Genomic DNA, 13,935 nt, shown 5'->3' with positions numbered 1-13,935 from the left:
CCGCCGGTCCGCTGACGCGCGGCGGCTCCCGTATGACGGCCGGGAGCGCGACGGCGATGACGGCCAGAGGCGGTTACTGCATGACGGCCATGGCCAGCGCGCGCCGGGCGCGGAGCGAGGCACGCTCGGCCCGGCGCTGCATCCGGCGGGCCCGGGCCAGGCGCACGGCCCTGCGTTCGGACTCGGCCTCCTGGATGCGCTCGTGCATATGAGCACGAGCCAGGGCTTCTGGGATGAGTTGCATCTCACGGTTCCTGTTCTGACGCGAGTCGGTCGCGTCGGACGCGGTTCTGGCGGTGGTACGGGCGGCGGACGGCTCGTGGGCGGACGGCTTCATCGTCGGGACCTGCTTCTTCGGGTCGTGCGTGAGGGGGCGGTCGATGGTTCCCGGGGCGTTCATGCGGCGACCGGGTTCTTGCGCGGGCGGCCACGCGGCCGCTTCCGCGGCACGACCACGCCCTGGACGAAGAGTTCGCCACCCCAGACACCCCACGGCTCGCGCCGGTCCTTGGCCCCCGCGAGGCAGGCCTCGCGCAGCGGGCAGCTCTGGCAGAGGGACTTGGCGTACTCGACGTCGGCGGGCGACTCGGCGAAGAACACCTCGGGGTCGTAGCTGCGGCAGGGAACGAGCTCGCCGAGACGCTCGATCTCGTCGTCGAGCACCGTGAGCCGGGTGGGCTGGGACAAGAGGACCTCCGGAGGACTAGGTGGAGAGGTGACGGGCTGCTGTGTGGAGGACGGGGCGGGCGCTGGGCTGGGCACAGTCGGTTTCTTCCTTGTCTTCGGCCGGCCTGGTGGGCCGGCGGGGTGGGCATCGATGCCGGTCGGGGCAACGAAAAGGGCCGCGGATCCCGGTTCGGGTTCCGCGGCCCTGGAAGGTGCCGACCTGATCGTGGCGATCAGGCTGGATCTCTCCAGGGTTCGTGGCCGCGGAGGCCCCGAATCGTGTGGTGCTCGGCCGCAGACGCCGAACCGTTGGCAAAGCCGCCATTGGTCCACATCTGCCGGAGGTCGGCACCCTTGGCCGCGAGGGCATAGGCCGCTGCCTCTGCCGCCACTACTGCCGCCGGTGCCTTGGTCGGTCGCTGAGCGCTCGCCAGAAGGCCGCGCTCGGCCAGGCGTGCTTCGAGGGCGCCGGACATGGCGGATCCACAGAGCACGGAGACGCCGGACAGGCGGGAGACGGGCACGTCACGACCGGCCAGTTTGGTGATGCTGATCATTGGGGCTCGCCTCCTCTCGGCGTCTCGGGGGACTGGTCGAAGCCAGTCCGTCCTACAGGTGTCGTACAAGTACAGCACGGAACAGTGGGCCCGAAAAAGGCCCTGTCATGCCCGCGAAAGAGAACCTATGGGGAATCCGGCGGCGTGCGCAAACTATTTTCCCGACGATTTCGCGTCAGCCGCCGGACTGCCCGTCCGGCGCCCCGGCGGGCGGCTGTTCCCCCGCGCAGAGCGCCAGGACATCCGCGCCGAAGCGGTCGAGTTTCCGCCGTCCCACACCGGGGATCACCGCCAGCTCGGCCCCGTCCGCGGGCACGGCCTCGGCGATGGCCAGCAGGGTCTTGTCGGTGAAGACGCAGAACGCCGGCTGCCCCAGCTCACGGGCGCGGCCCGCCCTCCACTCCAGCAGCCGCTGGTGGAGGCCCTCGTCCAGCTCCGAGGGGCAGTCCTCGCAGCGCATCAGCTTCATCTCGCCCGCGTCGGTGAGGGTGCGTCCGCAGACCCGGCACCGCACCGGGCCGCGCCGGCGGCGGCGCGGTTCCTCGCCCCGCTCCACCCCGCCGCCGGTGGCCGGGGCGCGGACGGCCGTGCCGGCGCCGGCATGGGAGCCGGGCCGCAGTCCGTCCAGGAAGCGGCTCGGCCGCCGGCCGGCGCGGCCGCCCGGGGTGCGGGAGAGGGCCCAGGAGAGGGTGAGGTGGACCCGGGCCCGGGTGATGCCGACGTAGAGCAGCCGGCGCTCCTCCTCGATCTGCGCGTCCGTCGTGGCGTAGGTGATCGGCATCATGCCCTCGGTCAGGCCGGCCAGGAAGACCGCGTCCCACTCCAGGCCCTTGGCCGCGTGCAGCGAGGCCAGGGTGACGCCCTCGACCGTGGGCGCGTGCTGGGTGTTGGCCCGCTCACCGAGCTCGGTCACGAAGTCGGCGAGCGCCGCCTCCGGCCGCGCCCGGGCGAAGTCCTCGGCGAGCCGGACGAGCGCGGCCAGCGACTCCCAGCGGTCACGGACCGCGCCCGAGCCGGCCGGCGGCTCCGGGCTCCATCCCCGGGTGGAGAGCACGGCCCGCACCTGCGACGGTATGTCCGTCTCCGTGCGGGAGGGGTCGGTGGAGTCCGCGGCGCGGGCGGCGCCGCGCAGCAGCAGTCCGGCCTCCCGCACCTCCGGCCGCTCGAAGAACCGTTCCGCGCCGCGGAGCTGGTACGGGACGCCCTGGTCGGCGAGGGCCTGCTCATAGCCCTCCGACTGGGCGTTGATGCGGTAGAGCACGGCGATCTCGCTGGCGGGGACCCCGGAGTCGAGCAGTTCCCGGACCCGGCGCGCGGTGCCCTCGGCCTCGGCCGGCTCGTCCGGGTACTCCGCGAACGCGGGTTCGGGGCCGGCGGCGCGCTGCGAGACGAGCTCCAGCCGGTGCTCCGCGGCACGGCCGCGGGCCTGCCCCAGCAGACCGTTGGCGAGATGGACGATCTGCGGGGTGGAGCGGTAGTCCCGGACCAGTTTGACGACCGTGGCGTGGGGATGGCGGACGCGGAAGTCCAGCAGATGGTCCGGGGTGGCACCGGTGAAGGAGTAGATCGTCTGGCTCGCGTCACCGACGACGCAGAGGCTGTCGCGCTCCCCCAGCCACAGGTCCAGCAGCCGCTGCTGGAGCGGGCTGACGTCCTGGTACTCGTCGACCACGAAGTGCTGGTACTGGCGGCGCACCTCGTCGGCGATGTCCTGCCGGTCCTGCAGCACCCCGACCGTGAGCAGCAGGACGTCCTCGAAGTCGATGACGCCGCGGTCGCGCTTCAGCAGTTCATAGGTCTCGTAGACGCGGGCGGTCTCCGCCGGATCCCGGGGCGGCTGGCGGCGTGCGCGGGCGACGGCCGCCGGGTAGTCCTCGGGAACCGTCTGGGTGACCTTGGCCCACTCGATCTCGCCCGTGACATCCCGCAGTTCGCCCCGGTCCAGGCGGATACGGCAGCGGGCGGCCGCCTCGGCGACCACCTGGACCTTGCGCTCGACGAGCCGCGGCAGCGGACCGCCGACCGCCTTGGGCCAGAAGTACTGGAGCTGGCGGAGCGCGGCGGAGTGGAACGTGCGGGCCTGGACACCGGTGGCACCGAGCTGCCGGAGGCGGCCGCGCATCTCACCGGCGGCCCGGTTGGTGAACGTGACCGCCAGGACGGAACCGGGCTGGAGGATGCCCGCACGCACCCCGTAGGCGATGCGGTGGGTGATGGCGCGGGTCTTGCCCGTACCGGCGCCGGCCAGCACGCACACCGGACCGTGGAGGGCGGTGGCGACCTCGCGCTGCTCCGGGTCCAGCCCGGCGAGCACGGCGTCGGCACCGTCCGGCACGGCCGGGTACTCCGACGGCGCCGCGGGGCCCGGGAAGAGCGGGGAGGGAGTGGCTGGTGTCGCTGGTGTCACCCCGCCATGCTGCCAGGTTCTCCGGAACGGCCGGGAGGTTGTCCACAGCCGGGCCTCTCCGGTCGTACCGGTCGGCCCGCCGCGTGCCGCCCCCGTCCCGCACCGGTCGCGTCCCCGCCGCCGGGCGGTGGCCGCGGAGTCGCAGGCGGACGGAGGCGCGCGAGGCGGGAGCGGGCGCGGGGGGCGCTGTGAGGGGCGGATCACGCGGGACCGGGCCGGGTCCCGGGAATGGTCGCGCGCGCCGGCACGTTGCCTCTCCGTAACCAGGCGACAGCGAAGGAGCCGTAATCCATGACCGGCACGACGGGCACTGTGACGATGTACAGCACCACCTGGTGCGGCTACTGCCGCCGGCTGAAGAGCCAGATGGAGCGCGAGGGCATCGCGTACACCGAGGTCAACATCGAGAAGGACCCGGAGTCGGCGAAGTTCGTGGAGAAGGTGAACAACGGCAACCAGCTGGTGCCGACCGTGCTGTTCCCGGATGGCTCCGCCCTGCCCAACCCCTCGCTGGCCCAGGTGAAGGCCAAGCTCGGCGTCTGACGGCCGTCGGCGGCCGTACTGCGGTCCCCCGGCGGGCCCGCTCCGGGGCAGGCCCGGTGCCCCGCTCCGGGCCGGTCGGGAGGGGTTCCCGCAGCCTTCCGCGGTGACGGCCGTCCGCCTCGCCGTGGAAGCTCGTCCGTCACGTCGTGGGAGGGCCCGGGGTCCGCTCGGCGGGCCGCCCCGCGGCCCTTCCGGCCCGCCGGGGCGAACGCGACCGCCGCGACCCGCCGAACGGCGCCGGAGGCCCCGCCGGGCGGAGGCCGGAACCGGTCACCACCCCGGCAGAGCTCCGCGCCCACCGTCCGCACGCGCGCCGTCCGCGCGCGCCGTCCGCCGCCCGCGGCTCCCGCCTCAGCGGGGGAAGCCCGCGGGCAGCGGCTTGCCGTACCAGAGTTCGATCAGCCGGGCGGCGATCGAGATGCCCGTCGGCGGCAGCACCTCACCGGACTCGAAGGCCGCCTCCAGCTCCTCCCGCGAGAACCAGCGCGCCTCGTGGAGTTCCTCGCCGTCCACCGTGATGTGCGGCGACGTGGCGCGGGCCATGAAGCCGAGCATCAGGCTGGACGGGAAGGGCCAGGGCTGGCTCGCCACGTAGCGGACCCCGCCGACCGCGACCCCGGCCTCCTCGGCCACCTCGCGGACCACGGCCTGTTCGATCGACTCCCCCGGCTCGACGAACCCGGCGAGCGTGGAGAACCGCCCGGCGGGCCAGTGCACCTGCCGGCCGAGCAGCGCGCGGTCCCGGTCGTCGGTCACCAGCATGATGACGGCCGGGTCGGTGCGCGGATAGTGCTCGGCGCCGCAGGCCGGGCAACGGCGCACATGGCCCGCCGCCGTGATGACGGTGCGCTCCCCGCACCGGGAGCAGAAGCGGTGCAGCCGCTGCCAGTTCTCCAGCGCGACGGCGTGTGCCATCAGCGCCGCGTCGCGCGGCGACAGCAGGACCCCCGCCTCCCGCAGTCCCGCCGGGCGCGCGGACTGGTCGATCCGGCCCGGCAGGGAGTCCTTCTGCAGCGCGAAGTAGCGCACGCCGTCGGCGTCCGTGCCGAGGAAGTAGCGGTGGGTCTCGGTGACCGGGGCCTCGAACGCGGGGGTCATCACCAGCTCGGTGCGCCCGTCGGGGGTGTCGTCGATCAGCGCCTGGCCGCCGGAGACGACGAAGACCCGCGTCGTGGGATGGCTCCACGCCGCGGCGAGCCACGCTTCGTCGAAGCGGTGGTGCGCGGCCCGGTCGATGCCGCCCGGGACGGTGAGGGGGATGTCCGGGGCGTCGGGGCGGTCGGTCGAGATGGTCACGGCTGCTTCCTACTCCCCCAGGGGTGGCGATGCGGATGAGTGCGGAGGGGCGTGCGCGCCGGCGCGTGGGAGCCGGGTGCGGGCGGCGCGGACCGGCCGATCCTCGCCCATTCCCGGCCGGATCGCCCCGCGGGGGTCCCGTGTTCTCCCTCACCTTCACGGCCGGGGGCGGCCCCGCTTCCCGCGACGAAGGGCCGGGGACTGGCCGCATGCGGTGCGGCGCACACCGGTGGCACGGCACCGGCGGCGCGGCGCGGCGCGGACCCCGGACGGCACGGACGGTCGCCGCTGCGCGAAGGCGGGTGCGCGGCTTCCCCGCCGGGACCGCCGGGACCGCCGGGACCGCCGGACACGGCGGCGCGGTGCTCAACGGTGCTCATACCGAGGGCACGGACGGCGCTGTCCGGGGTGACGCTCATGCTCCCGAGCCTATCCGTCCCGGGAGCCGCGGACTCCGGGCGGGCCGCCCGGGCGCATCACCGGCCCGCCGCCCGGAGACCCCGCGGGGGGTATGGGGCTGCCGGACGGCACGGTTGTCCGCCGGCCCCCTCAGGGCCCGGCCGGGCCGTCGTCCGCGCCGCCGCCACCGTGCCCCTCGCCGGGGCCGTGCCTCTCGCTGCCGCCGTGAGCGTCGCCGTCGCCGTCCCCGGGGCCGTCACCGCCGGCATGACCGCCGCCCAGGAGGATGTGCTCCAGGGCCGCCCGGTCCGGCAGGTCCGGGGGACGGACCACCTCGCCGCTGCGGACGTACAGGAACGCCGCCGTGACGGACGCCGGCGGCACCCCCGTCTGCTCGGCCCAGGCGAGCCGGTAGACGGCGAGCTGGAGCGGGTCGGCGGAGTGGGACCGGCCGGTCTTCCAGTCCACGATCTCGAACACGTCCCCGTCCGGGCCGCTGTCCCGGTACACGGCGTCGACGCGGCCCCGGATGACCCGGCCCGCGAGCGTGATCTGCACCGGCGCCTCGACGCGGTACGGCGTACGGCGCGCGTACGGCGTGCGGTCGAACGCCTCCTTCAGCGCGGCCAGATCACGCTCGTCCGCGATCTCCTGTCCGGCCGCGCCCTCGTCGTCGAAGCCACCGGGCAGCTCCTCCGGCCCGAGCAGGGGCAGGGGCAGTTCCTCGAACCGGGATTCGACCCAGGCGTGGAAACGGGTGCCCCGGCGGGCGGCGGGCTGCGGGGGACGCGGCATCGGCCGGGCCAGCTCCCGCGCGAAGCCCTCGGGGTCCGCCGCGAGGCGCAGCAGCTGGGAGGTGCTCAGGGTGCGGGGCACGGGCACCTCGCGCACGGCTTCACGGGCACGGCGCAGCTCGCCCGCGAGCGCGTCGAGATCCCGGTCCCAGGACGCGACGGTACGGGCCTCCTCCGGGACGAGCAGCGCGGCGGCGGAAACCGGGTCCGTGGGCGCCTCCCCATCCGTGTCCGCTTCTCCGCCCGGGTCCGCGCCGGTCACCGGACCGGGACTGCCGACCGGGCCCCGGGTCTGGTCCGGAACGGTGCCCGGACGGCCTGGGTGCGGCCGGCCGGGGTGGGCACGGTCGGTGGCGCGCATCGCGTCCGGCTCCGGCTGGTGCTCCCCGTACTCCTCGTCCTCCGGCGGGGGCGGCCAGTCCGGGTCGTGGGGCGGCTCCGTCTCCCAGGGCTCCGGCCACCGGAACAGGTCCGGGCCGGGCACCTCGGGGCCGGGCACCTCGGGGCCGGGCACCTCCGCGCCCCGCGGCCCACCCCACTCCTGATCGCCGGGCGCTTCCCCGGCGGGTCCCGTCCCGTTCCCCGGCTCGGCGTCCCGTCCCGTCCCTTCGGCACTCCGGCCGCTGCCCTCGCCGCCGGAGGAGGGCTCCGCCGGGTGCGGCAGAGCCCCGCCGGCGTCCGGCGCCGCGGGCAGGGCCCGCTCCGCCGCGGCGATCCGGTCCGGACGGGCCGGACTGTCCGCGCGGTCCAAGCGGTCCAGGCGGTCCAGGCGGTCCAGGCGGTCGAGATGGACCCTGACGCGCTCCGCCGCCTTCCGGCGCAGTGCCAGCGCCGCCGGGTCGAGCGGCAGCGGCCAGGGCTGCTCCTCCGCCGCCTCCCGCAGGGCCGGGTTCTCCTCCGCCTCACCGGGCGGCTCGGCCCAGGCGTCGATCTCCCCGTGGCCCGCCTCGCAGTGCTCGCGCAGCTCTTCGAGGAACGCGGACGGGCCGCGCGGCCGCTTCTGCGAGGGCCCCCACCAGTGGCCCGAGGCGAGCAGCAGCGAACGCGGGCGGGTGAAGGTCACGTAGCCCAGCCGCAGTTCCTCGGTCGCCTGGTGGTCCTTCATCGCGGCCCGGAAGGCGCCCATCCCCTCGGCGGTCCACGCGGCGACGTCCGGCAGGGTGTCCGCGTCACCGCGCAGGGCGTGCGGCACGACCTTGGCCCGGGAGGTCCAGGAGTCGCGCCCCTGTTCGCTCGGGAACTGCTTGGCGACCAGGCCCGGCACGGCGACGACGTCCCACTCCAGCCCCTTGGACTTGTGCGCGGTGAGGACCTTGACCGTGTTCTCCCCGCCGGGCAGGGCGTTGTCGAGGCCCTTTTCGTGCTGCACGGCGGTGCGCAGGAAGCCGAGGAAGGCCAGCAGCCCGGCCTCTCCGTCGAGCGCGGCGAAGGAGGCGGCGACGTCCAGGAAGTTGCCGAGCGTCTCGCGGCGGCGAGCGGCCAGCGCGTGCGGCGAGGCGGACAGCTCGACCTCCAGGCCGGTGGTGGCCAGCACCCGGTGGAGGACGTCCATCAGCGGTTCGGCGAGCGAGCGCCGCAGATCGCGCAGCTCTGCGGCGAGCCGGGCGAACCGCACCCGGGCCCCGGCGGAGAACGGCAGCCCGTCATCGGAGCGGCCGGACGACCCGGGCGGGCCGGACGGGCCGTACCGGCCCGGGCCGTCCGGAACGAGGAAGGTGTCGAGTGCGTCGGCGAGCGAGACGGTCTCGGCCGGGTCGGTGCCCTCGACGGCTTCCGCCAGCCGCCGGTCCGGGTCCTCGTACGCCCCGTCGCCGTCCGGCCGGGAGCGGACCAGGAGGCGGGCCCGGCGGCCGAGCAGCGCCAGGTCGCGCGGGCCGATCCGCCAGCGCGGCCCGGTGAGCAGCCGGACCAGCGCGGCGTTGGCCGTCGGATCCTGCAGCACCTCGCAGACGGCGACCAGATCGGCGACCTCGGGCAGGTGCAGCAGCCCGGAGAGGCCGACGACCTCCACCGGGACGTCGCGTTCGACGAGCGCCCCCTGGATGCGGGCGAAGTCTCCGGCGGTGCGGCAGAGCACGGCGATCTCGCCGGGCGGGGTGCCGGTGCGGACGAGGTGGGCGATGGAGCCGGCGAGCCAGTCCAGCTCCTCGGCGTGGGTCGGGAGCAGCGCGCAGCGCACGCTGCCGTCGCGTTCGGCCCCGGGCGCGGGGCGCAGTGCCTCGACGCCCTCGTGCATCGCGCGCAGGGGGGCGGCGAGGCGGTTGGCGAGGTCGAGGAGGCGGCCGCCGCTGCGGCGGTTCTCGCTGAGCGCCTGGCGCCGGGCGGGGCGGCCGGTGGCTTCCGGGAAGTGCCGGGGGAAGTCGTCGAGGTTGGCGACGGATGCCCCGCGCCAGCCGTAGATGGCCTGGCAGGGGTCGCCGACGGCGGTGACGGCGTGGCCGGTGCCGCCGCCGAACAGCCCGGACAGCAGGATGCGCTGGGCCACGGAGGTGTCCTGGTACTCGTCCAGGAGGACGACCTCGAACTGCTCGCGGAGGATGCGGCCGACCTCGGGGCGGGTGCGGGCGAGAGTCGCGGAGAAGGCGATCTGGTCGCCGAAGTCCAGCAGGTCGCGGTGGCGCTTCTCCTCGCGGTAGGCGCTCACGAGTTCGAGGAGTTCCAGCCGGGCGCGGGCGGCTTCCGGGACCTTCCGCAGCTCGGCGTTGCTCAGCCGGGCACCGTCCAGCTCGCGCAGCAGCGCGGTGTCGTGGGCCCGCAACCGCTCCGGCTCCACGAGGTGCTCGGCGAGTTCCGCGTCCAGCGCGATCAGGTCCTCGACGAGGGCGGGGAGGGACTTGGTCAGGGCCGGATACGGGCCGGGGGCGGTACGGAGCACGCGCGCGGCGAGCTGGAAGCGGGTGGCGTCGGCGAGCAGCCGGGCCGTGGGTTCGAGCCCGATGCGCAGGCCGTGCTCCTTGAGGAGCTGCCCGGCGAAGGCGTGGTACGTGGAGATCTGCGGTTCACCGGACGGCTCGCCGGACGAAGCCCCCTGCTCTTCGCCGCGCGGCCGCGGCAGTGTCCCCGGGGCGGGCCCGGGGTCCGGGTCGGTGATCCCGGCGGCGGCCAGGGCCCTGCGGACCCGCTCGGTGAGCTCGCCGGCGGCCTTGTTGGTGAACGTCAGGCCCAGCACCCGTTCCGGCGCCACCTGGCCGGTGCCGACCAGCCAGACGACACGGGCGGCCATCACCGTGGTCTTCCCCGAACCGGCCCCGGCCACGATCACCTGCGGGGCGGGCGGCGCGGTGATGCAGGCCGTCTGCTCCGGGGTGAAGGGGATGCCGAGGAGCTCCTTGAGCTGCTCGGGGTCGCTGATGCGTGCTGCCACCCGAGCGAGGCTAGCGGTGCCCGCCGACAGCCGTGGCGGCGGCGGGGGCCGGGGAACCGGCCGTGCCGGGACCAGGCGGCCGGCAGCTCCGGGCTCGCGCGGCCGCGGCTGCGGCCCCGGCAGCCCAACCGCCGAGGAACGGGCCCGGCCGCCGTTCGACGACGGCGGCCGTCAGTCCACGACGTGCCGCCCCTCCGGGCGGGCGGAGCAGGAGTTCTGGAAGGCGCAGTGCCCGCAGTGCTGCCCGGTGCTGGGCGTGAAGCGCTCGTCCAGGACCCGGCCGGCCGCGTCGGCGAGCAGTCCGCTCACCCAGTCCGCGGGTTCGCCGGACTCCGTGACCGGCGGCTCCTGTGCCTGGACGGCGGGCAGGGCGTCACCGCCCTCCCGCTTGGGCGCCCCCAGCCGCAGATGGACGAGTTCGGCGCCGCCCGCCTCCGGGGCGCGCCCCCCGAAGACCTCGTCCAGCGCGCCCTCGCGCACCGCGAGCTGGTAGACGGCCAGCTGCGGATGGCGGGCGACCTCCGGGCCGGTGGGCTTGGACTTGCCGGTCTTGAAGTCGACGACGTAGGCCCGTCCCTCGGCGTCCGCCTCGACCCGGTCCATGCTGCCCCGGATGCGGACGGCGTGGTCGCCCGCCTCCAGCGTCACGTCGAAGCCGTGTTCGCCCGCGACCGGGGTGCGGGCGCCGCGGTCCAGGACGTGCCAGCTGAGGAAGCGTTCCAGGGCCGCACGCGCGTTCTCCTTCTCCTGCCGGGACTTCCAGGGGGCGTCGAAGGCGAGGGAGTCCCAGACGGAGTCCAGCCGCTCCATGAGGACGGCCAGATCGGCGGGGGTCCGCCCGGAGGCCACCTCGTCGGCGAGCACATGGACGACGTTGCCGAAGCCCTGCGCGGCGGTCGCGGGCTTGTCCGCCCGGACCTCCCGCCCGAGGAACCACTGGAGGGAACAGGTGTTCACCAGTTGGTCGAGGGCGCTGCCGGAGAGGGTGACGGGCTGGTCCCGGTCGCGCAGCGGGACGCGGTTGTGCGTCGGCTCGTACAGGCCCCACCAGCGGTCGGGGTCGGCGGTGGGCACCAGCGGGCGCCCGTCCTCGTCCCGCAGCGCGGCCAGCCGCGCCAGCCGCTCGGCCGCCGCCTCGCGCAGCGCCGGCGAGGCGGCGGGATCGACGGTGGTGGCCCGCAGCTCGGCGACCAGCGCGGCGACGGACAGCGGGCGCCGCGGGCGCTGCGTGACGTCGACCGGGTCGGTGCCCAGTTCGGTGAGGAAGCGGGAGGGCTGGTCGCCGTCGTCCGCGGGCGCCTTGACGGCGGTGACGACGAGCCGTTCGCGGGCGCGGGTCGCCGCGACGTAGAACAGCCGCCGCTCCTCCGCGAGCAGGGCGCCCGGGGTGAGCGGTTCGGCGATCCCGTCCCGGCCGATCCGGTCGGCCTCCAGCAGGGAACCGCGGCGGCGCAGATCGGGCCAGAGCCCTTCCTGCACCCCGGCGACGATCACGAGACGCCACTCCAGGCCCTTGGCCCGGTGCGCCGTCATCAGCCGGACGGCGTCGGGCCGGACGGTGCGGCCGGAGAGGGTGTCGGCGGCGATGTCCTGGGCGTCCAGCTCCTCCAGGAAGTTGAGGGCGCCCCGGCCGCCGATGCGCTCCTCGGCGCGCGCGGCGGTCTCGAACAGCGCGCAGACGGCGTCCAGGTCGCGGTCCGCGTTGCGGCCCGCCGCGCCCCCGCGCAGGGCGGCCCGCTCCAGCCGCGAGGGCCAGGGGGTGCCGTCCCACAGTTCCCAGAGCGCCTGTTCGGCGGTGCCGCCGCCGGCCAGCAGTTCGCGCGCCTTGCGCAGCAGCGTGCCGAGCCGCTGCGCGCCCCGCGCGTACGCCGGGTCGTGCGCGACGAGCCGCTCCGGCTCGGCGAGGGCCTCGGCGAGCAGGACGTCGGAGGGGCGCGGCAGCGGGTTGCCCGCCGCGCGCTCCTCCTCGCGCAGGGCCCGGCCGAGCCGCCGGAGGTCGGTGCTGTCCATGCCGCCCAGCGGGGAGGTGAGCAGGGTGAGGGCGGTCTCGGTGTCGAGCCGTGCGGCCTCCGGCCCCGGCGCCGGCCCTGGCCCCGGCCCTGGCCCCGGCCCTGGCCCCGGCCCTGGCCCCGGCCCTGGCCCCGGCTCTGACCCCGGTTCTGTCCCCGGCTCCGGCTTCCCTTCCGGCTGCCGCACCGGATCCGTCCCCTCCGCCTCCCCCGCGTCCGCCGGGGCGCCTGCCTCAGCTCCGGCCGCGACGCCGCCGTCCGTCCCCCCGTCCGTCCCGCCGTCCGCCCGGCTCGCCGCCCCGTCCTCCGCGAACTCCCGCCGGTCCGGGAGCGCGGCCGTGGCCGCCGCGCGCAGGGCCGTCAGCAGCGGCGCCACCGCCGGCTCGTGGCGCAGCGGCAGGTCGTCGCCGTCGACCTCCACGGGGACGCCCGCGGAGGTGAGTGCCCGGCGCACGCCCGGGATGGAGCGCCCCCCGGCGCGCACCAGGACGGCCATGTCGCTCCACCGCACGCCGTCCTCCAGATGCGCGCGGCGCAGGATGTCGGCGATGTTGTCCAGTTCGGCGCCTGCCGTCGGATACGTGAAGACCTCGACGCGGCCGCCCTCCCGTACCGGTTCGAGCTCCCGGTGGGCGCGGACGACGTCGGCGGGCAGCCGGGGCAGCGGCATCCGCCGGGTGACGAGGCGGCTCGCGGCGAGCAGGGCGGCGCCGGACCGCCGGGAGGCGCGCAGCACGCGCACCGGCGCCGGCCGGCCGTCGGCCCGCGGGAAGGCGTGCGGGAAGCCGAGGATGCCGTTCACGTCGGCGCCGCGGAAGGCGTAGACGGACTGGTCGGGGTCGCCGAAGGCGATCAGGTCGCGGCCGCGTCCCGCCAGCGCGTGCAGCAGCCGCACCTGCGCCGCGTCGGTGTCCTGGAACTCGTCGACCAGCACCACGTCATAGCGTCCGGCGATCTCGGCGGCGACCTCCGGGCGCCGGGCGAGCAGCACCGCCCGGTGCACCAGTTCGGCGTAGTCGAGCACGCCCTGGGCGTCGAGCACGTCGAGGTATTCCGCGAGGAACGCGGCCGCGGCGCTCCAGTCGGGCCGCCCGGTCCTGGCCGCGAAGGCCCCCAGCGCGCCGGGGTCCAGGCCGAGTTCCCGGCTGCGGGCCAGCACGGCGCGGACCTCGTCGGCGAAGCCGCGGGTGGTCAGGCAGGCCCGGAGCTCGTCCGGCCAGCGAACCGGGCCGCGTCCCGTCCGCTCCAGCTCGGTCTGCCCGGCGAGGAGTTCGCGGACCACGACGTCCTGCTCGGGGCCGGACAGCAGCCGCAGCGGATCGGCGAAGAGATCGGCGTCCTGGTGCGCCCGCACCAGCGCGTAGCAGTACGAGTGGAAGGTCGTGGCCTGCGGTCCGTTGCCGCCGAGCCGGGCGGCCATCCGGTCGCGCAGTTCGACGGCGGCCCTGCGGCTGAAGGTGAGGACGAGGACGCGCGCCGGGTCGGTGCCGCGGCGCACCCGCTCGGCCACCGTCTCCACGAGGGTGGTGGTCTTCCCGGTGCCGGGTCCGGCGAGCACGAGCAGCGGCCCCCCGCCGTGCTCAACCACGGCGCGCTGGTGTGCGTCCAGGACAGGGGGGTCCACCGGCCCGGGCGGGGTCCGCACGAGCCGGTACGGGCTCGTCGGCTGCCGTACCCGCGGGTGCGGGGAGAGGGACGGGAGGGAGGTGCTCACGTGGGTCGCCGGTCCTGGAGGGTGTGCTGGTCGCCGTGTGCCGGAGGGGGCCCGGTGACGGCCGGGTGTGTCGGTGGTGCGCGGGGGACGTCCGTCCGCGGCGGCGGCACGGACGCCCCGCTCATGGAAACACGGAGCGCCGCGCGGCACACCGGTCCGTCGGGGGCTCCGGGAAAACGCGCGGGC

At 75.9% G+C, this 13,935-nt stretch carries 8 protein-coding genes; 1 reads left to right on the top strand and 7 read right to left on the bottom strand.

What is annotated here, in order from left to right; genetic code table 11:
* Positions 1-73: 73 nt before the first annotated feature.
* The 4 genes from IF83_RS0116935 to IF83_RS0116925 form a co-directional block, all read right to left on the bottom strand.
* Positions 74-400, bottom strand: coding sequence for a hypothetical protein (locus IF83_RS0116935; RefSeq protein ID WP_019710151.1), 327 nt, complete (start codon positions 398-400; stop codon positions 74-76).
* Positions 397-762 carry a WhiB family transcriptional regulator gene (locus IF83_RS30335; RefSeq protein WP_037680238.1) on the bottom strand — a complete coding sequence of 122 codons (366 nt, stop codon included), beginning with the start codon at positions 760-762 and terminating at the stop codon, positions 397-399. The genes IF83_RS0116935 and IF83_RS30335 overlap by 4 nt, the downstream gene beginning before the upstream one ends.
* Positions 763-899: 137 nt before the next feature.
* Complete coding sequence (locus IF83_RS32180) at positions 900-1,223, bottom strand: hypothetical protein (RefSeq protein ID WP_078843551.1); 324 nt, start codon at positions 1,221-1,223, stop codon at positions 900-902.
* A 175-nt stretch (positions 1,224-1,398) separates the two neighbouring features.
* Positions 1,399-3,630, bottom strand: coding sequence for an ATP-dependent DNA helicase UvrD2 (locus tag IF83_RS0116925; RefSeq protein WP_051722838.1), 2,232 nt, complete (start codon positions 3,628-3,630; stop codon positions 1,399-1,401).
* A 291-nt stretch (positions 3,631-3,921) separates the two neighbouring features.
* Here IF83_RS0116925 and IF83_RS0116920 point away from each other — a divergent pair, with 291 nt between their 5' ends.
* Positions 3,922-4,173, top strand: a complete 252-nt coding sequence (locus IF83_RS0116920) for a mycoredoxin (RefSeq protein ID WP_030545030.1) — start codon at positions 3,922-3,924, stop codon at positions 4,171-4,173.
* 351 nt (positions 4,174-4,524) lie between these two features.
* Here IF83_RS0116920 and nudC read toward each other — a convergent pair whose 3' ends face one another.
* The 3 genes from nudC to IF83_RS0116905 all read right to left on the bottom strand — a co-directional run bounded on the left by nudC (position 4,525) and on the right by IF83_RS0116905 (position 13,749).
* A complete protein-coding gene (gene nudC / locus IF83_RS0116915; protein WP_030545029.1) occupies positions 4,525-5,469 on the bottom strand; it encodes an NAD(+) diphosphatase in 945 nt (314 codons plus the stop codon).
* A gap of 549 nt (positions 5,470-6,018) precedes the next feature.
* Positions 6,019-10,026: an ATP-dependent DNA helicase gene (locus IF83_RS0116910; RefSeq protein WP_078843550.1), complete on the bottom strand. Its 4,008-nt coding sequence runs from the start codon at positions 10,024-10,026 to the stop codon at positions 6,019-6,021.
* A 171-nt stretch (positions 10,027-10,197) separates the two neighbouring features.
* Positions 10,198-13,749, bottom strand: coding sequence for an ATP-dependent helicase (locus tag IF83_RS0116905; RefSeq protein WP_078843549.1), 3,552 nt, complete (start codon positions 13,747-13,749; stop codon positions 10,198-10,200).
* Between the last annotated feature and the right edge of the window lie 186 nt (positions 13,750-13,935).

It is taken from the genome of Streptomyces albus subsp. albus (assembly GCF_000719865.1).
Classification (GTDB): domain Bacteria; phylum Actinomycetota; class Actinomycetes; order Streptomycetales; family Streptomycetaceae; genus Streptomyces; species Streptomyces albus_E.
This window is presented reverse-complemented; position numbering and strand designations above follow the sequence as displayed.

Bases quoted from the DNA above. Each gene is read 5' to 3' on its own strand.
- IF83_RS0116935 (WP_019710151.1), bottom strand. From the start codon at position 400: ATGAACGCCCCGGGAACCATCGACCGCCCCCTCACGCACGACCCGAAG.
- IF83_RS32180 (WP_078843551.1), bottom strand. From the start codon at position 1,223: ATGATCAGCATCACCAAACTGGCCGGTCGTGACGTGCCCGTCTCCCGC.
- IF83_RS0116920 (WP_030545030.1), top strand. From the start codon at position 3,922: ATGACCGGCACGACGGGCACTGTGACGATGTACAGCACCACCTGGTGC.